This is a genomic window from Polyangium sp. 6x1 (genome assembly GCF_029946515.1).
In the GTDB taxonomy this organism is placed as follows: Bacteria; Myxococcota_A; Polyangia; order Polyangiales; family Polyangiaceae; genus Polyangium.
Genome location: NZ_JARZHH010000009.1, coordinates 109,606 through 128,132, shown reverse-complemented (window position 1 = coordinate 128,132; position 18,527 = coordinate 109,606). Strand labels below are relative to the sequence as shown.

Sequence of the window (18,527 nt, the reverse complement as noted above, 5' to 3'; positions counted from 1 at the left end):
AGGGCCGCCCCGAACCCCGGGATCGGCCCCTTCGCGCAGCCTGGACGATGTCGTTTCAGCCGTCGATGTTGATGCCGAGCTTACGACGGATGGCGAAATAGTCCTCGCTGACCGAGAACAGGACGAGCTCCTTGAGGCGCTCCTTCTGGGGCACGGCGCTCGAGGCGTCGTCGGTGGCCTTGATGAGTTCCTGAGCCATCTCGAGGTCGTTCGCCACGATGAAGCCCGCGCGGTCGGCCGTGAGGTCGACGCCCGCGACCCACTTCTTGAGGTCGATCGCGCCGGCCTGGAGGAGCTTCGTGACGGCGCTCGCGAGCTCGTCGCGCCGCGGGCCCGTGATCACGGCCTCGATGACCGCGAGGTTCTCCTTCACCGGACCCTCGATGTCCTTGGAGATCGGGAAGTTCGGGGAGATGAGCTTGATCGCCGCGAAGAGCCACGCCCGGAGCCCCGTGCCCGTGGGGACGAGGTACCGGAGGTACATGCCGGGCCGGTAGTACGTGAGGTGGCGGCTCGCGATGAACGCGCCCATCTGCGGGGGGACCTCCGTGGCGAGCGCGGCGGCGCCGAGCACGATCGCGGGGGTGTGCGCGTGGAGGAACGAGAGTCCTCCAGGATCCATGGGATTCTGGAAGCAGATGGGCAACTCGAGGCCGAGCACGCCGGCCGCGAAGACGATCGTCTGCGAGAGCGGGTACGGGTGCCGCATGAGGTCGATGGCGTAGGCCATCTGGTAGCCGAGCGCCTCGAGCGGCTGGCCGTTCTTCATGATCACCGCCGGCTGGATGACGGCGAAGACGTTCGTCAGCAGCGGGTCGGCGTCCGCGTGCGTGAGGTTCGCGAACCAGTCCTCCTCACCGAGCGGGACCTGCGCCGCGGCGGCCGTGTCCGAGCGCATGCGCTTGAAGAAGCGCTCCTCGTCGGGCTCGGCGAAGCTCATCAGTGTGAGCGCCTGGCAGAGGCAGTACGCGGAGTCGGCTTTTTTCGACTCGGTGTAGAGCTTGCGCAGGAGCTTGTAGGGCTCGGGGCGGTAGGGGTTGCGACGGAGCAGGATCGCCTGCGCCGCCACGGCCTTGTCGAGGTACTGCGCGGGGTCGCTCGCGTAGAGCTTGGCGAGCAGCTCCTCGCGATCGTGGTTCTCGGGATCGAGCGTCTGCGCCGCTTCGTACGCGTCGATCGCGTCCGCGATGGCGCCGAGCTTGTCCTTGTAGAGCGCGCCGAGCTTCTCCATCGTGGAGAGCACCTTCGCCGTGTCGTTGCGCTCGGTCGCTCGCTCGAGGTCGACGCGCACGAGGCGCTCGACGCCTTCCCAGTCGCTCTTCTGCTCGCGGACCTCGATCGCCTCGGCGAGGGCCTTGTCGAGCGTGGGATCGAGCTCGAGGACCTGGTCGTAGTACTCGATCGCCTTGTCCGCGTCGCCGAGCTGACGCCAGCTCACGATCGCGGCGGTGTGCATGTACTTCGCCTTCTGCCGCTTGTCGTCGATCTTGCCCGCGAGCTTGATCACGACCTCGATGAGCTTCGACCAGTCCTTCTCCTCGCTGTAGAGCTGCATCAGCTTGGTCAGGATTTTCCGATCGTCCGGGCGCTCGTCGAGCGCGGCGACGTAGCTCTTCGCAGCGCGGGTGCGATCGCCGAGCTGCGCCGCCATGATGTCGCCGACGTCGAGGAGCAGCGCGACGCGCTCGTCGCCGCTGACGACGTCGATGCGGCGCATCTTGAGGCGGATGACCTCCTCCCAGTCCTTCTTCGCCTCGTAGAGGCGCACGAGCGCCGCGATCGGCTCGGGGGCCTCGGGCATGAGGTCGGCCGCGTCGAGCAGCGGCAGCACCGCCTCCTCAACCTCGCCGAGCGAGAGCCGCGCCTGGCCGAGGTAGAGCATCGCCTCGGCGCGATCGACCGGATCGAGCTTGTCGGCAAAGCGGTTCGTGAGATCGACGTAGAGCGCGGCGCTCTCCTTGTACTGCTTGGCGTCGTAGCGGACCTTCGCCGCGCGGCGGATCGCCTGCGGGACGTCAGGCGCGAGCCCGAGCAGCGTCGGCAGGACGGAGACGGCCTTCTCGGTCGATCCGATCTTGCTGAGCGCGTCGATGTAGTGGCTGAGCACGTCGAGCGCGAGGTCCTTCGGCATCGCGTCGGAGCGGTTCGCCAGCGACTCGAAGTGCTTGGCCGCCTCGACGAAGCGAGACGCGCCGAAGGCGATCTCGCCCGAGACGTAGAGCGCCTTCATGTTCGTCGGATCGAGGTCGATCGCCTTCGTCGCGGCGACCTGCGCGCGCTCGGTGTCCTTGAGCTTCTCGTGCAGGAGGAAGGCCATCTCGCCGTAGTGGCGCGCCTTCGCGAGGTTGCCCTCGGCGGCCTCGATCTCGCGGCCGAGGAGCTCGACGGCGCTGGTCGCGTCGCCGCGCGCGAGGTAAGCGGCGCGGAGCGCGGTGGAGGCCGCGACGTTGCCAGGCTGGGCGTCGAGGGCCTTCTTGTAACGCTCGATCGCGCCGTCGCGATCGCCCTTGTCGTCGAGCAGCTTGGCGGCGCGGATCCAGAGATCGGCGCGCGTCTCGGGCGTCGTGGCCTTCACGGCGAGCGACTCGATCGCGGAGAGCGCGGCGAGCGCGTCGCCGGTCGCGGCGCGGACGTTCGCGAGCGATTCGAGCGCGCCGCCGTGCTGCGGATCGATCTCGATGACCTTCTCGTACGCCTTGGAGGCGCGCTCGGGCGAGCCGACCTGCTCGACGAGGACGCGGCCCATCGCGAGGAGCAGCTCGATCAGGCGCTTGTCCTCGGTGACGATGCGGAGGAGGCGCTCGTAGAGCGAGACGACGTCCTCCCAGCGCTCGAGCGCTCGGTAGTGGCGCATGAGCGCGGTGAGCGTGCCCTCGTGGGCCGGGTCGATCTGGAGGATCGCCTCGTACGCCTCGGCGGCCTTGCCGTGATCGAGGAACTGCTCGTCGTGGATGCCGGCGAGCCGCTCGTAGAGGTTGATCTTCTGGCGCGGCGTCGCGCTGATCGCGATCTGCTTCTCCAGGTTGCCGACGAGCTCCTTGTAGCGGCCCGTGCGGTTGTAGATGCGATCGAGGCCGCGCAGCGCGGTGAGGCTGTGCGGGTCGACGTCGAGCGCGGCCTCGTAGCGGCGCGTGGCCTCGCCGAGGTCGTTCAGCTGATCTTCGTAGAGCTCGGCGACCTTGCAGATCGCCTCGACGCGGGCCTCACCGCGGAGCGCGTCGGCGCGGCGCTCGAGGATCTTCGCGTAGCCGGCCCAGTCCTCCAGGCGGTGGTAGATGCGGCCGAGCGCGTCGGCGGCTTTGTCGTTGCTCGGATCTTCCTGGAAGATGTGCTCGAAGAGATCACGGGCGCGCGAGGCGTCGTTGAGCCGCGTCTCGAGGACGTCGGCGGCCTCGGCGCGGATCTCGCGGGAGCGCTCGGGCGTGGCGGCGCGATCGGCGCGGGTCTGGAGGATCTGGCAGAGCTCCTGCCACTGCTGCGCGCGGCGGTAGAGCTGCGCCATGCCGTCGAGCGCGCCGTCGTGCCCAGGCTCGGCCGAGAGCACGGCCTGGAAGCAGGGCAAGCCCATGTCGGGCCGCGCGATCTTCTCGGAGTACCAGCGGCCGAGCAGGTTGAAGAGCGCGATCTTGGCCTCGGTCGACATCTCGGCGCTGGTCGTCGCCGTGCTGAGGATCTGGAGCGCCTCGGCCCAGACCTTCATGTCGCTGCCGGCCGCGCGCTCGAGATCCTTCGCGTAGTCCTGGCTCTGCGGGAGGATGGAGAGCGCCTGCGCGAAGGCGAAGACGCCCTGCTCGACGTCCTCGAGCTCGCGCACGTAGAGGCGGCCGATCTCGTTCAGCGCGCGTGCTCGCGCCGGCGGATCCTGCGCCTTCTCGCTGCGCTCGAGGAGCATCTCGACGACCTCCTCGTGCTTCTGGAGCTGACGGCGCACGTCTTCGAGCGCGCTGAACGCGACGTCGTCGTCCTCGTCGAGCTCGACGATCTGCTCGAGCACGCCCTCGGCCTTCTCCAGGTCCTTCGCGACGTTCTCGTAGGTGCGGGCGGCGCGGAAGAGGAGCTGTTTCTTCAGCTCCGCGGCCTTGATCTTCTCGCCCGCGCTCTCGCCCTCGTCGACCTCGGAGGCCGCGATGACGAAGGCCTCGGCGACCTTGTGCGGATCGGCGCCGTCACGCGAGGCGCTCTCCAGCGCGAGGGCCGAGTCGTGATCCGTGGGATCGGCGAGGAGCAGGTCGGCGAGGTCGTTGATCTCCTCGTCCGAGAACGACTTGCCCTTGGGCGCCTCCTCGGCGCTCTTGGCGTTGGGATCGACGAGATCGAGCGCGCCGCTCACGCCCTTGGGGCGCGCGCTCGGGTTCTTGTCGAGCAGGCGCGCGATGATCTCGTCGAGCTCCTTGTTGACCCAGCCCTTCGGCGCGACCGTGGACGCCGCCGGCGCCTCGCGGACGAGGTGTGCGGCCGCGACGTCGGCGCCGGTCTCGCCGGCGAACGGAGGCTTGCCCGCGAGCAGCTCGAAGAGGAGGGCGCCGAAGGCGTAGATGTCGCTCTGCGCGTCGAACGCGCCGCCGCGGATCTGCTCGGGCGAGAGGGCGCGCGCGATCGCGGGGACGCCGAGCGGCCCGCCCACGACGGCGCCGAGGCGATCGCAGCCGGCGTCGAGGAGGTACGCGCGGACCTTGCCGCCTTCGCCGCGGCCGACGAGCACGTTCTCCAGCTTGATGTTGCCGTGCACGACGCGCGCCTCGTGCAGCGCGGCGAGGGCCGAGAGGACGGCGCGGACGATCTCGCGCGCCTCGTTGATGTGCAGCGCGCCCGTGCGCGTCACGCGCGCGCCGAGGGGCTGGCCGTCGACGGGCGCGTACGCGACGTACGCGCGCCCCGAGACGACGCCGGCTTCGAGCGACGCGGGCAGGCCTTCGTGCTGCACCTTCGCGGCGAGCCGGACGGCCGTGAGGAAGCGCTGCACGGCGCGCGGCCCTCCCGCGGCGTCCTTGCGAAAGACCTTGAGGATCCGCTCCTGGGGCTTCTCCTCGCCGTCGACCTTTCGCGTCGCCGCGTAGACGACGGCGCGCGGGCCCTCGCCGATCTTGCGCGTCACCGTGAACGCGCCGAACGCCTCGCCTGCCTTGATCTCGGCGTCGGCTCCGGTGCCCTTCTTCGCGAGCTCTCGCAGCTTCGCGTCGGCCTCGGGCCGGAGGGCGAAGATCGCGTCGAGCAGCGCGCCTTCGGCGTCGTTCTCGAAGCAGCGATCCGTGAGCGCGCGCGCGAAGGATGCCTTCGAGACGGCGCCTCCCACCTGGGCCGGATCGAGCCCGAGCAGCTCGCTCGACAGCGCGGTCATTTCATCGAGCGAGAAGAGGCGCTCGAGCTCACCTCGGACGATATCGATCGACATGCAATCTCCTCGGATCCTTCGCGCGGGCGTCCTCGTCTGGTCATCGTTCGTTCCAGAAGAACCGACCAGGGCGTCCGCAGGCGGGCGTATGCTAGCCAAAGGTCCGGTCGTTCGCGAAGAACAACCGATCCAAAAAAGTGTGAGCTTTCCGGACGACGCGAGCCCGGAAAGTTGACCGGCCGCCCCCGGCCATGGCAGGGAGGGAGACGTGCGTCGACTCACCTTGGCGATCGAGCGGGTTCTGCCGGTCGGGATCCTCGTCGTGGCGGTCATCGGGGTCCCGGTGATGATCCTCTCGCCGGAGGGGCTGCCGCGGCTGCGGGGGCTCGAACGGGAGCTCGAGCAGGTGGAAGAGGAGAGCGCGGAGATGCACCGCGAGATCGACGCGCTGCGGGGCCGGGTCGAGCGGCTGCGGGACGATCCGACGGCGGTCGAGCGCATCGCGCGGGACAACCTCGGGCTCGTGCGACAGACCGAGGTCGTCTTCCAGTTTCCCGCGTCGCGCTGAGGGTCCAAGGGGCCCCCGGCCAACATAAAGAGTGATATCGTTCGCGCCGTGTCGGTCGAGTTGGGGCGACGCCTGATCGCGGCGAACCTGGTGACGCGGGAGAAGGTGCAGGCGGCGCTGCTCCTGTCGGTCGTGCGGGGTATCCCGTTCACGCGCGCGCTCGTGGATCGCGGGGCGATCACGGAGGCGGAGCTCGACGAGGAGATCGCGCGGTACGCGGGGCCCGGGCTGAGGCACGTGCAAGGCGCGCCGGATCTCGTGGCGAAGCTGCCGCGCGCGATGTGTCGGAGGCTCTGCGCGCTGCCGACGCGGCTCGATCCGTTCACCGGGACCGTGGACGTGGCCGCGGCCGATCCGCTGGACACGCACATCGAGTCGGAGATGTCGTTCCACCTCGGCGCGCCGGTGCGCGTGCTGCGCGCGCCGATCGGCGCCGTGGAAGAGGCGATCCGGCGGATCGAGCTCACGGCGGCGCAGCCCGAGGCCCCGAAGAAGCTGCGAGGCCGCCGCATCACGCCTGCTTCGCCCTACGGCGCGCCGCAGTCGTCGATCCCGCCGCCGCCCACGATCAGCACGCCGATCCCGCTGGTCAAACGCGTGCCGGAGGGCGGCGACGCGGACCCGACACAAGCGGCCACGCCGGCGACGCGGCGCGGTGCTCCAGGGACGCTGCGCGGAGCCGCGCCGGTCGAGCGTATCCTTCGTTCGGCGTTGCCCGCGACGAAGCCCGCGGCGGCGCCGCCGACGAGCACGGACGATCCGCCGCGCGTGTCGTTTCCTTCGACGCCGCCACCGGGGCCGGCCTCGGTGCCGGCGCCGCTCGCCGTGGCACCGCCCGAGCTCACGGCGTGGCGCGGCGCGACACGTCCGACGCTCGATCCATCGGTGTTTTCGCGTTCGCCTTCGAGCGACGGCGGAACGGCGCCGCGTGTCGTGGGCGATGCGGCGAGCGCGGAGAAGGCCGAGCGAGCGGCGGCGATGTGGACGACGCACGACGCGCCCGTCTCGCACGCGCTCGCGCCCGCGCTCGGGGGACCGATCGCGGAGTCGCCCGCGGGGCCGAACTCGTTCGCGCCTGCGCCGTCGGCGCGTCGTGGCGGCGTGTCGGTGCCGCCGCCCGCGATGTCGCTGCCGGTGCCCGTGAAGGGTCAGGTGAATGCGCCTGCGCCTGCAGTCGCGCTGGATCCCGACGAGGAGGAGCCGCAACGCCAGACGTTCGTCGGGCCGCCTCCCCTGCCCTTTCCGGATCCGAGCGCGATCCTCGGGGCGCTCGCGCGCGCTGCGACGCGGGACGAGATCGTGTCGCTCGCGCTCGGCGGCGCGGCGCTCTTCGCGCGTCGCGTGGCGCTCTTCGCGGTCAAGCGCGACGGGTTCCATGGATGGACCTGCAACGAGGAGTTCGGGGACGAGGAGGCGCTGCGGGCGCTCTCGATCCCGCACGACGTGCCGAGCGTGTTCGCGACGGCGACGGCGACGTCGATCTATCTCGGGCCCGTGCCCGAGACGCCGGCGCACGAGGGGCTGCTCGCGGTGATGGAGCGCGCGAGCCCGGACGTGGCGGTCGTGGCGGTGCGCGTCGCGGGGCGGCCGGCGGCGGTGCTCATGGTCGACGATCTCGGCGACACGTTGACCGGCACGCGCAGGATGGATGAGCTCGCCCGCGCCGTGGGCGAGGCGCTCGCGCGGCTCTTGTCGGCGCGCGGGTAGACGAACGTCGAGGACGACGAACGATGAAGAGCGACGACCGAGCGGAAGGCCAGGCGAAGGAAGAGTTCGAGAAGCGGCTCGCGAAGGCGCGCAAGGCGGCGAGGCCGCGCGCGGCGCTCCTTTCGGGGCCGCCCGGATCCGTCGGCGCCGACGCGGACGATCTCTACGACGAGGAGACGCTCGAGCGGCTCGGCTTCGATCCGGCGCGGGAGCTCGGCTACCCGGGGATGCCTCCGTTCACGCGCGGCGTGCAGCCGAACATGTACCGCGGGCGCCTCTGGACGATGCGGCAGTACGCGGGGTTCGGCACCGCGGAGGAGTCGAACGCGCGCTACCACTACCTGCTCTCGCAGGGACAAACCGGGCTCTCGGTCGCGTTCGATCTGCCGACGCAGATGGGGCGCGACTCGGATCATGCGCTCGCGGCTGGCGAGGTGGGGCGCGTGGGCGTGGCGATCGACTCGCTGGGCGACATGCGGCGGCTGCTCGCGGGGCTGCCGCTCGACACGATCTCGACGTCGATGACGATCAACGCGACGGCGGCGGTCCTGCTGTCGCTCTACATCGCGGTCGCGGACGAGGCTGGGGTCCCCAGGGACAAGCTGCGCGGCACGATCCAGAACGACATCTTGAAGGAGTACGTGGCGCGCGGGACGTACATCTTCCCGCCGCGGCCTTCGATCCGGCTCATCAGCGACATCTTCGCGTTCTGCTCGAAGGACGTGCCGCACTGGAACACGATCTCGATCAGCGGCTACCACATGCGCGAGGCGGGCTGCGACGCGGCTCAGGAGATCGCGTTCACGCTGGCCGACGGGATCGCGTACGTGAAGGCCGCCGTCGAGGCCGGGCTCGACGTGGACGACTTCGGCGGGCAGCTCTCGTTCTTCTTCAACGGGCACAACAACGTGCTCGAGGAGATCGCGAAGTTCCGGGCCGCGCGCAGGCTCTGGTCGTCGATCATGCAAGAGCGCTTCGGCGCGAAGACGGACCGGGCGCGGGCGCTCAAGTTCCACTGCCAGACGGCGGGGATGACGCTGCTCGCGCAGCAGCCGATGGTGAACGTGGTGCGCGTGGCGATGCAGGCGCTCGCCGCGGTGCTCGGCGGTTGCCAAAGTTTGCACACCAACGGATTCGACGAGGCGCTCGGGTTGCCGACGGCGGAGGCGGCGACGCTGGCGCTCCGGACGCAACAGGTGATCGGGTACGAGTCGGGCGTGACGGACTTCGTGGATCCGCTCGGCGGCAGCTACGTGGTCGAGGCGCTGACGACGCGGCTCGAACAGGCGGCGCGCGAGTACATTCGCAGGGTCGACGAGCTCGGCGGGATGGTCTCGGCGATCGAGCAGGGCTACGTGCAGCGCGAGATCCAGGCGGCGGCGTATCGCTACCAGCTCGAGATCGAGGAGAAGAAGCGCGTCATCGTGGGCTTGAACGAGTTCGCCTCGGAGAGCCCGCCGGTGCCGGTGATGAAGATCGATCCGCGCATCGAGCGTGAGCAGGCGGAGCGGACGCGCGCGTGGCGCGCCGAGCACGAGGGTCCGAAGAAGAGCGAGGCGCTCTCGGTGATCGATCAGGCGGCGCGCGAGACGAACAACCTGCTGCCGCCGATCCTCGCAGCGGTGAAGGCAGGCGCGACCGTGGGCGAGATCAGCGACGTGCTGCGCGCCGTCTGGGGCGAGCACACCGAGATCCTCACCATCTGAAGCGCTGCATGGGTCTCATCTCGATGGCGCTTCGCTGGGGCTTTGCCCCAGGCCCCACCAGGGGCTATCCGCCCCTGGACCTGGACCAGCGCCCGCGCTGGACCGAGGGTCGATGAACTGCGCATCGCGCAGTTCATCGAACGGGCCAGGGCAAGACCAAGAGCGCGCTTGCCAACCGAGACAGCAGCGCTGAGGGTTCAACGGGCAACGCGGTACCAACGGCCTGTTGGAAGAACTGCGCGAAGCGCAGTTCTTCCCCCAAAGGTCCAGGGCTGGCCCTGCGAAGAGGGGGCGGACAGCTTAAAAACTTTCCCCGCATCGACTGCGCTTCGCGCAGTCGATGCCCTGAGGTCCAGGGCTGGCCCTGGTTCGGGTCCAGGGGCGAACAGCCCCTGGTCGGGACCGGGGTGAAACCCCGGCGCCACGCTTCAGCCGAGAATCACGTATCGCCGGGATCGTAGAGACCACGCTTCTTCAACAGAGCGCGGAGGTGGTTGCGCGCGACATCGGCCTGGCGTGAGGCTTTCGAGAGGTTGCCGCCGCAGCGCCGGACGAGGGCGTCGAGGTAGGCGCGCTCGAAACGATCGATGGCGCGGGCTTTGGCCTCGGCGAAGGTTCCTTGGAGATCGAGCGGCTCTCGCTCGGCCTCGCTCCCTCGGAAACCGAAGCCTTCGCCGGCGAGATCGTTCTCCGTGATGGTCCCGTCCTGGCAGAGCGCTGCTGCGCGCGCGATCACGTTGCGCAGCTCGCGCACGTTGCCTGGCCACTTGCGCAGCGTGAGGCTCCGCAGCGCTTCCTCCGTGATGGAGAGCGGGCGCTCGGAGGTGGAGAGCTCTTCGAGGAAGTGGCGCGCGAGCAGGGGGATGTCTGCGGGGCGCGCGCGGAGCGGCGGTAGGAAGACGCGCGCTTCGGCGAGGCGGAAGTAGAGGTCTTCGCGGAAGCGGTGCGCTTCGATCTCGGCGCGCAGGTCGCGGTGCGTCGCGGCGATCAGGCGGAAGTCCACCGGGATGATCTCGTGGCCGCCCACGCGTGAGAACGTGCGGCTCTCGAGGACGCGGAGCAGCTTCGGCTGCAGGTCCATCGGTAGCTCGCCGATCTCGTCGATGAAGAGCGTGCCGCCGTGGGCGCGCTCGAACGTGCCGATGTGCCGCGCGTCGGCGCCGGTGAATGCGCCGCGCTCGTGGCCGAAGAGCACGCTCTCGGCGAGCGTTGGCGGGATCGTCGCTGCGTCGAGCACGACGAATGGGCCTTCGCGCCGCGGTGAGTGCTTGTGGATTGCGCGGGCGAGCTCTTCCTTGCCCGTGCCGGTCTCGCCCTGGGCGAGCACGGTGAGCTGGCTCGGCGCGACTCGCTCGAGCGTCGCGAAGAGCTCGCGCATCTCGGCGGATACGCCGATGAGTCCGCCGAAGCGGCCGCCCTCGCTGCCGCGCTCGGGCTCGGCGCGATCGTCGACTTCGAGGCGGACGAGCGAGTCGCCGATCTTGAGCAGCGCGCCTGGGCCGAGCTCGGCCTCGTTGAGGCGGTGCGGTCCGAGCCATGTGCCGTTCGTCGTGCCGAGGTCGCGCACGAGCACGCGGCCTTCGGGCCTGCGTTCGAGCTCGAGGTGCGTCGCGGAGATACGCGGGTCGGGGATGACGAGGTCGTTGGTCTGGTGCCGGCCCACGGTGGCGCGGGCCCGCGTGACGAGGAGCGTCTTGCCGGCACCCGGTCCCTGGGTGACGACGAGGCGCGCGACGCCACCGCCTGGTTTGGCCGGGCGGGGCGCGATTTCGGTCGCGGGAAGCTTAGGGGAAGCGGTTTCGCTCACGGTCCGCCCGGAGGGGTATCATGAACGGGCACCGCGTACTCTAGAAACCCGCCTCGTTCACCTGCGTGAGGGGCTTGTTGCCGCCTCGCGTCGTCGTGACCGCGGGGCGTGTGGGTGGAACGGAGGCTGAAGAGGCGGCGGCGCTGGTCGTTTGCACCACCGGGCGCGCCTCGTGTGGGGTCGACGTCGCGGCAGGGGCTTGCGTGGGGCCTGGCGAGGCTTTGGCCCGAGGATCTTGCTCCTGCGTGGTCGGCGCGGCGTTGCCGGTCGTGGGCTTCGAGGGGGCGAGCTGCGCGGCTGGGGCTTGGTTTCGCGTCAAGAACGTGGCGGCCGTCGCGCCGAGGATGACCGCGCAGGCGATGAGGAGTGCGCCCGCGACGGGGCGGGATCGCCGCGAGGTCGGCGTGGGGCTTTCGACCGGGATCGCGGCGGGCATCGGCGCGGGAGAGGGTCTTGGGGAGGCCGCGATCGTGGATTTTTTCCCTTCGGGAGGCGGAGGCTCGGCGGGGGTCGGATCCGCGGCGGCCGAGCAGAGCGCGGTCTGGAGGGCTTCGGCCATCTCGCCGGCGTCCTTGAAGCGCTCGGCGCGATCGGTGACGAGGCATCGATCGACGAGCTTCGCGAGCGCGGCGGGCACGTCGCTCGCGACCTCGGCGAGCGCGGGCGCGTCCTTGCGGCGGATCGCGGTGAGCACCGCGTTTGCGTTCGGCGCTTCGAAGGGTCGCCTTCGCGCGAGCATCTCGTAGAGGATCACGCCGAGCGCCCACACGTCGCTGCGCGCGTCCACGTCCGGGTCGCCGAGCGCCTGCTCGTAGCTCATGTACTGCGGCGTGCCGAGCACTTGGCCCGTCGCCGTGAGCGTCGCGCAGAGCTCGGGATCTGCGGCCGCCGCGCGCACCTTGCTGATGCCGAGATCGATGATCTTCGGCACTGCTCCCCCGCCCTCTCGGTGCAGGACGATGTTGGCGGGCTTGAGGTCCCGATGGACGATCCCCGCGCGATGCAACGCCGCGACGCCGCGGGTGATCGCGAGCGAGATGCGGCCCGCTTCTTTCCAGTCGAGGGGCGGATCGCGGGTGATGCGATCGGCAAGCGTCTCGCCGTCGAGCAGATCGAGGACGAGGTAGAGGAAGCCGTCGTCGGTCTCGCCCACGTCACGCACGCCGACGAGGTGCTCGTGCCGTGCGAGCGCGAGCAGGCGCGCCTCTTTCATGAAGCGATCACGCACCTCGGTGCGCCATCCGGCTGCGTCGAGCGAGATCGCCTTGATCGCGACCTCTCTGCCGGAGTCGCGATCTTCCGCGACCCACACCGTGGCCATCGCTCCCTCGGCGAGGGGGCGGACCAGCGCGTAACGCTCGGCGAGGACGCGGCCGATCTCCACTCCCCGAAGGAGTATCACACGCGCCTCGTTTCCGGGGGACGCGCGCTCTCCCGAATCGCGCTTCGGGCTCGGTCAGTCCGAGGCCATCGGGGCGATCACGATGCGATCGTCCTCGGTGCTGTCGAGGGCCGCCTCCACGACGACACGGACGCCGCCGCAGGCGAGCTCGAGGACCCGCGGCGCGCGCGTGCGCTTCCGGCATGCGGGATCGTCCGAGATCCGCGCCGAAAATTCGCGTCGCACGAGCTCCGTCGCGCGGGAGACGCCGGCCGCTCGACCGCTCGGATCTCCATGATCGATCGCCCGACCGCTCACCGTCTCTTCGAGGCGCACGAAGAGATCAGGCCCGCCGATCGTGACGCGCCGCGGTCGGCCGCGCGCGTCCTCGACGACCACGACTTCGACAGTGGCTTGACGCTCCTCCGTGCCCTCGCCCTTCGTGACCTCGTACGGCAACTCGAAGAGCTTTGCGCAGCGCATCTCCTCGCCGCGGGCTTCGTCGTTCCACGAGCACCTGGGCCACGGGAGCGAGAGGCTCCATGGGACGAGGAGATCGGCTTTGGCCTCGGAAAGAGGTCGCGCGAAGGCGTCCGGGTCGATCCACGCGCGGAGCGACGACGTGATCTGCTCGCGCGCGGCGCCTCGCAGGCCGGCGATCCTCGCGAGGCGATCGTTCGTGCCCACGACGGTCCGATCGAAGCCGCCTTCCGCGCTCGGGCCCTTCTCGGCGATCCGCTCGAGCTTTTGCCGCGCCTCGGCGGCGTGCGGGCCGCGCGGGAGCGCCGCGAGGTAGACGTGCAGGCCGGCGGCGGTGTCGCGGTGCTCCTCGAAGTAGAGCGGCTCGGCCATCGCGTAGAAGGCGCGCACCTCCGTTGCGAACGCGCCGTCGGGGTACTGCGCCAGGTAACGCGCCGACGCGACGATGCGCCCTTCGAGCGTCGGCGAGACGTGCGTTTTGCGGAACGCGCTGTACTCGCCCGCGGACGTCGTCACGGGGCGGAGCGCGGCGCAGCCCGAGGCGAGAGCGACGAGCGCCGCCGCGAGGACGATCCATCGGGCGAAGGCGCGCTGCGCCTGCGTCACGGCTTCGCCTCCGGCGGACAGAAGTTGCACTCGGTCGAGATCGTCGAGCCCTGATCCGCGACGAAGCTCGCGTACGTGTCGCACGAGGTCGCTTCGAGCGCGCGGAGACAAACCTCGCCGTCGTGCGCGATGGGGTAGCAGCCCTCGGGGAAGGATTGCGCGGGCTGCATTGGATCACAGGCGCGCGTACACGCCGCCGTGGAGAAACCGCACGCGGCGCAACGCGCGCAGTCGACCGCGGCCTTCTCGCGGAAGAACGTTGCGGCGTCGAGATCCGCGGGCGCTTCGCCGCAGCTTCCGATGTCGCCCACGGTCGGCGCGGCGACGACGAGGACGAGCGTCGCGGCGAGGCGCATGATCTCGGCGCGGCTGATCGCGCGGCGCCGCTCGGTTCGAGCCCGCGTCACGGCAGAAACTCCACGTCGACGATCAGACCGAGCGAGGCCGAGAGCACGGGGTACGCCGGGTATTTCTTTTCCCACGTGCTCGCGCCGTAGAACAGGCTGCCCGCCACGTCGAGGACGAGCCCGAGCCCGCCGGTCAGTAAAAACGCGCCGCCCCCCGCGGCCGTGAGGCCCACGTTCGGATCCGGGGAGAGCAGGATTTCCGGGCCGGCTCGTCCGTACGCGAGCCATCGACCCGGGCCGCGGTACATCAGGACATACCCGGGGGTGAGCACGGTTTGCCCGACGCCGCTGAGCGCGAACGTGAGCCCGAGCATCCCTCCGTGCTGGAGCCCGTCAGGCGGCCCGAACGCGAGCGCGCCCATGAGCGTCGTGTACGGCGCGGTCGCGCTCGGCGACTCCGCCGTCGCGCCGAGCTGCGTGGCCAGCCGATACGGATTGTTGAAGCGAAGCCCGCCGCCGAACGAGAGCCCGGCGAGCGCACGCACGTAACCCTTCGGCGGCGCCGACAGGGCTTCGTAGAGGAGCGCTCGCCTCGATTCGGCCGTTCCTTGCTGCGCCGGCGCGCCTTCGGCGGCGATCGCGGCCCCGGCCCACGCAACGACACACCCGGTCGTGAACGTCGTCACGAGGGCCGTCGAACGGCGAGGCCGCGGGCGTTTTTCGCGCATGCTGGGGCCCTCGGGTCTTACCGCGTAACGTGCGTTCTTCGCACGTCAAATCACGCGCGCGACTCTTGCATTCGGGCCGAGCGTGAACAGCAACAAACCCCTCAAGCCGGCCCGATCCGGGGCGAAACACGTGCGGGCGGCTGCCCCGTCCACCCAGGCTCCGCCCCCCGCATCGAGCGTACGCAGCAGCGAACACCGCCACGGCGACGCCCTCTCGCGACGCCCGGGAATGTCGTTCGACGAGAGAAGCCCGCGTCCCGTGCTCGAAGATCTCGACGAGTTCGCCGCGCCGCCTCTGCCGGGAAAGGTGCACCCGGCCGACGCGATGGACGAGCCCGTGCACACGCTCGACGACAGCGATCGCGTCTTCCGCCATCACCCGAACGAGCCCATCAGCGAAGGGTTTTCGTTCGATCCGGACAACGCCGACGCGGCCGCGGATCTCGCGGGTGATCTCGGCGCCGAGTTCCTCGAAGGCGCGACGCGCGGGCGCGACATGAGCGACGTGATCTTGTCGGACGAGGGGCAAGACCTCGAGACGCCGTTCCTCGTCGAGGAGATCGGCGCCGAGGCCGAGGACGTGTACTTCTCGGAGGACGAGCGCACCGGCATGGAGGACGCGCTCCGCGAGCGGACCAAGCCTGCGTCGCGCAAGCGCGCAGGTCCCACGGAGTGAGCCGAGGGCGCTACGCGCGGGCCTTCTTCTTGCGCGCGGCGCCCTTCTTCTCCGGCTTCGCGGCCGCGAGGATCTTGCGCGCCAACGTCGAGACGCCCACGCCCTCGGCGCCTCGCTCCATCCACGCGAGCCGCTCGTACGGCGCCGTCGTCGGCGCTTCGAGCGGCCACGGCCGATCCGCGCGTGCGCGCAGCACGAGCACGTCGAGCTCGCGGTGCGTGAGCACGTGCTCGACACGCCCCACCTCCGTGAGCTTCGCGTCCGCCGCGAGGCCCGCGCCCGAGAGCGAGGGCTTCGCGTCTTCGGCCGTCCGCGCTTCGACCATCGGCGGCTCCCACAGCCCGCCGAAGAGCCCTCCCTCCTTGCGCCGCGCGAACAAGAAGCGCCCCTCATGCTCCACCACCGCCGCGACCATCGCCACGCGCGGTGACGCTCGTTTCTCGCCCACGATCGGCAGCTCGCGCTCCCTGCCCTGCGCGCGCGCTGCGCATGCGTCACGCACCGGGCAGATCAGGCATGCTGGGTTTTGCGGCGTGCAGATCGTCGCGCCGAGCTCCATCAGCGCCTGGTTCCACGCGCCAGGCTCCTCCCGCGGGACGAGCCGCTCCGCCACGCGCCAGATCCGCTTCAACCCCGCCGTGCTTTTCACGTCGTCCTCGATCGCCTCGAGGCGCGCGATCACCCGCGCGACGTTGCCGTCCACGAGCGCCGCGGGCCTGTCGAACGCGATGCTCGACACGGCGCCCGCGGTGTACGGGCCGATCCCGCGCAGCTTCCTGAGCTCGTCGGCTTCCGCGGGGAACACGCCGCCGTGCATCGAAGCGACCTCCTGTGCGCAGCGATGTAGCTCCCGCGCGCGGCGGTAGTAGCCGAGCCCGCTCCAGAGCGAGAGCACCTCGTCGAGCTCGGCGGACGCGAGCGCGCGCACGTCCGGAAACCGCTGCAAGAACCGCTCGTAGTACGGGATCACCGTCTCCACGCGGGTCTGCTGCAGCATCACCTCGGACAGCCAGATCGCGTACGGATCCCGCGTCCTGCGCCATGGCAGATCCCGCGCGCTCTTGCGGAACCAGCCTTTGAGCTCCACGGCGAGCACAGCCTCGCGCGGCGTCTCTTCCCCCGCGCGGCCCTTCGTTTTTTGCTTCAAGCGTCTCGGCAGGCGCGCTCGACCTCGTCCGGCGCCTTCGGGATGTCGGCCGTCAGGTTCTCGTAGCCCGTGGCCGTGACCAGGATGTCGTCCTCGATGCGGATGCCGATCCCACGGTACTCCGCGGGCGCCTTCTCATCGTCCGGCGCCACGTAAATCCCCGGCTCGATCGTGAACACCATCCCCGGCTCGAGCGGGCGCGCCTCGCCGTCGCGGTAGTAGTGCCCCACGTCGTGCACATCCATGCCGAGCCAGTGGCTCGTGCGGTGCGGGTAGAGCCGCTTGTACGTCTCTTTCTCGATGATCTCGTTCACGTCGCCCGAGAGCAGACCCTCGCGGACGAACCCCTCGACGAGCGTCCGCACCGTGATGTCGTGCAGCGCGTCCACCGTCACGCCCGGCTTCACGGCCTCGATCGCGGCCATCTGCGCGGCCAGCACGATCTCGTAGAGCCTCCGCTGCACGGGCGAAAACGTCCCGTTCACGGGGAACGTCCGCGTCACGTCGGACGCGTAGTACTCGTACTCGCAGCCCGCATCGATGAGCAGGAGCTCTCCGTCGAGCAGCTTCTTCCGGTTCGCGTGGTAGTGCAGGGTCGTCGCGTTCGCCCCCGCGCCCACGATGGGCGTGTACGCCGTGCGCTCGGCGCCGTTCCTCCGGAACACCTCGCGGATCAGCGCCTCGACCTCGTACTCGTGGCGACCCGGCGCCGTGAGCCGCATCGCGTTGAGGTGCGCCTCGCGCGTGATCGCCGCGGCGCGCCGCATGAAGCCGAGCTCCGCTTCGGACTTCACCGCGCGCATCTCGTGCAACACGTCGCCCGGCTCCACGATCTCCGTCGGCCATGTCTTCTTCGTCCGCGTCCCTTTCAGCCGGAGGAGCTGGATCGCGCGGAGCACGCGATCGTCGAGGGATCGGCTCTGGCCGAGCCGGTAGTAGAGCCTGTGGTAGCCCTGCATGTAGTCGATGAGCTTGTCGTCGAGCTCGTCGATGGTGAACGCCGCGTCCGCGCCGAACTCCGCCTTCGCGCCCTCCACGCCCGCGCGGGCCCCGTCGTACTTCTCGCGCTCCGGGTCACGCTTGCGGACGAACAGAACCACCTTGTGCTCCGGGTGCTTCGGGGCCAGAAGGAGCACGGCGTCGGGCTCGCCGAAGCCCGTGAGGTAGTGGAAATCGGAGTCCTGGCGGTACTCGTGGTGGACGCTGTTGTTGCGTATGAGCTCCGGCGCCGCCGGAAGGACGAGCACACCTTGCAGTCGCTCGAGCAGTTGTTTACGGCGTTCGGCGAAGAGGTTCATCGAGCGGGGACTCTAGCGCAGAACCTTGGCCGGCCAAACCCGCCGCGCGCCCTCGCCCGACGCCGCGCGCGCCTCCTCGCTGCCCTCACGTGCCTCGCCCTCCTCACCGGCTGCCGCGAGCGCCCGCGCCCCTGGGACCAGGCCGGCGGTGCAGCGTCGGCCCCCGACACGCCGCCCCCGACCCCGCCCCTGCCAAAACTCCCACCCTCGATGCTCGGTGAGGCCCCGGCCGATCCCGACGGCGGCGCCGCCGAAGCAGGCGCGGGCCCCGCCCCGCGTGACGAGGACCCCATCGCCTCCCCCGTTCGTGTGGGTGGGCCGTGGATTCGTTGTTACGGAAACTTTCGTCTGGAAGGCGATCCGCGGAAAGATCTCACCCGTTTGACCATGCTGTGTGGTCCAGAAAACGGGATGCGACGGCTCACGAAGGAGGCGGTCGAGGGGCAGGTCGCCGAGGGGGGCCGGCCCGTGCCGTTTCCGCTCGAAGCGAAAAAAGGCGAGTGTTATCGAATATTTGCCGTCGCGGATCCCGGCGTGACCGACCTCGACGTCGTGGTGCGATCGAGCCGAGGCACGTCGATCGCCGCGGATCACGGCGAGGATCGGTGGCCCATCGTCCAGCCCGATCGGCCGTTTTGTCCCCTGGAAGACGATACCCTGACGGTGGAGCTTGCCGCCCGGCGCGGAAAAGGAAAGGTCGTCGCAGAGGTTTGGGCGCTGCGTGTGTCGATGTCCGATTGACGA

At 70.2% G+C, this 18,527-nt stretch carries 13 protein-coding genes; 5 read left to right on the top strand and 8 right to left on the bottom strand.

Annotated features, from left to right (window positions below; translation table 11 throughout):
• Positions 1 to 55: 55 nt before the first annotated feature.
• Positions 56 to 5,392 carry a serine/threonine-protein kinase gene (locus QHF85_RS12055; RefSeq protein ID WP_281327284.1) on the bottom strand — a complete coding sequence of 1,779 codons (5,337 nt, stop codon included), beginning with the start codon at positions 5,390 to 5,392 and terminating at the stop codon, positions 56 to 58.
• Between the two features lie 208 nt (positions 5,393 to 5,600).
• Here QHF85_RS12055 and QHF85_RS12050 point away from each other — a divergent pair, with 208 nt between their 5' ends.
• Genes QHF85_RS12050 through QHF85_RS12040 form a run of 3 tightly spaced genes read left to right on the top strand, consistent with a single transcriptional unit; the run spans position 5,601 to position 9,313 of the window.
• Positions 5,601 to 5,900 carry a septum formation initiator family protein gene (locus tag QHF85_RS12050; protein ID WP_232379981.1) on the top strand — a complete coding sequence of 100 codons (300 nt, stop codon included), beginning with the start codon at positions 5,601 to 5,603 and terminating at the stop codon, positions 5,898 to 5,900.
• Positions 5,901 to 5,948: 48 nt separating this feature from the next.
• Positions 5,949 to 7,607, top strand: a complete 1,659-nt coding sequence (locus tag QHF85_RS12045) for a hypothetical protein (protein ID WP_281327283.1) — start codon at positions 5,949 to 5,951, stop codon at positions 7,605 to 7,607.
• Positions 7,608 to 7,630: 23 nt separating this feature from the next.
• A complete protein-coding gene (locus QHF85_RS12040) occupies positions 7,631 to 9,313 on the top strand; it encodes a methylmalonyl-CoA mutase family protein (protein ID WP_281327282.1) in 1,683 nt (560 codons plus the stop codon).
• Between the two features lie 439 nt (positions 9,314 to 9,752).
• Here QHF85_RS12040 and QHF85_RS12035 read toward each other — a convergent pair whose 3' ends face one another.
• From QHF85_RS12035 to QHF85_RS12015, 5 genes are read right to left on the bottom strand one after another with little or no spacing between them, the layout of a single operon-like run.
• Positions 9,753 to 11,120, bottom strand: a complete 1,368-nt coding sequence (locus tag QHF85_RS12035) for a sigma 54-interacting transcriptional regulator (protein WP_281327281.1) — start codon at positions 11,118 to 11,120, stop codon at positions 9,753 to 9,755.
• Positions 11,121 to 11,160: 40 nt separating this feature from the next.
• Positions 11,161 to 12,522 carry a serine/threonine-protein kinase gene (locus QHF85_RS12030; RefSeq protein WP_281327280.1) on the bottom strand — a complete coding sequence of 454 codons (1,362 nt, stop codon included), beginning with the start codon at positions 12,520 to 12,522 and terminating at the stop codon, positions 11,161 to 11,163.
• A 54-nt stretch (positions 12,523 to 12,576) separates the two neighbouring features.
• Positions 12,577 to 13,617 (bottom strand): hypothetical protein, encoded by a 1,041-nt coding sequence (locus QHF85_RS12025; RefSeq protein ID WP_281327279.1) that lies wholly within the window; start codon positions 13,615 to 13,617, stop codon positions 12,577 to 12,579.
• Positions 13,584 to 13,994, bottom strand: a complete 411-nt coding sequence (locus QHF85_RS12020) for a hypothetical protein (protein WP_281327278.1) — start codon at positions 13,992 to 13,994, stop codon at positions 13,584 to 13,586. Before QHF85_RS12020 ends, QHF85_RS12025 begins: the two co-directional genes overlap by 34 nt.
• Positions 13,991 to 14,662 (bottom strand): hypothetical protein, encoded by a 672-nt coding sequence (locus QHF85_RS12015; RefSeq protein ID WP_281327277.1) that lies wholly within the window; start codon positions 14,660 to 14,662, stop codon positions 13,991 to 13,993. Before QHF85_RS12015 ends, QHF85_RS12020 begins: the two co-directional genes overlap by 4 nt.
• A 259-nt stretch (positions 14,663 to 14,921) precedes the next feature.
• On the opposite strand from QHF85_RS12015, the gene QHF85_RS12010 reads away from it, so the two are divergent.
• The gene (locus tag QHF85_RS12010; RefSeq protein WP_281327276.1) at positions 14,922 to 15,338 is read left to right on the top strand and encodes a hypothetical protein; all 417 of its coding nucleotides are present in this window, start codon (positions 14,922 to 14,924) and stop codon (positions 15,336 to 15,338) included.
• 10 nt (positions 15,339 to 15,348) lie between these two features.
• Here QHF85_RS12010 and mutY read toward each other — a convergent pair whose 3' ends face one another.
• Both mutY and QHF85_RS12000 read right to left on the bottom strand, forming a co-directional pair.
• A complete protein-coding gene (mutY, locus tag QHF85_RS12005; RefSeq protein WP_281327275.1) occupies positions 15,349 to 16,485 on the bottom strand; it encodes an A/G-specific adenine glycosylase in 1,137 nt (378 codons plus the stop codon).
• Entirely contained in the window at positions 16,482 to 17,783 is a 1,302-nt protein-coding gene (locus QHF85_RS12000; protein WP_281327274.1) for an aminopeptidase P N-terminal domain-containing protein, read from the bottom strand. Before QHF85_RS12000 ends, mutY begins: the two co-directional genes overlap by 4 nt.
• A 411-nt stretch (positions 17,784 to 18,194) precedes the next feature.
• Between QHF85_RS12000 and QHF85_RS11995 the strand changes: the two genes are divergently transcribed.
• Entirely contained in the window at positions 18,195 to 18,524 is a 330-nt protein-coding gene (locus QHF85_RS11995; protein ID WP_281327273.1) for a hypothetical protein, read from the top strand.
• Positions 18,525 to 18,527: the final 3 nt, after the last annotated feature.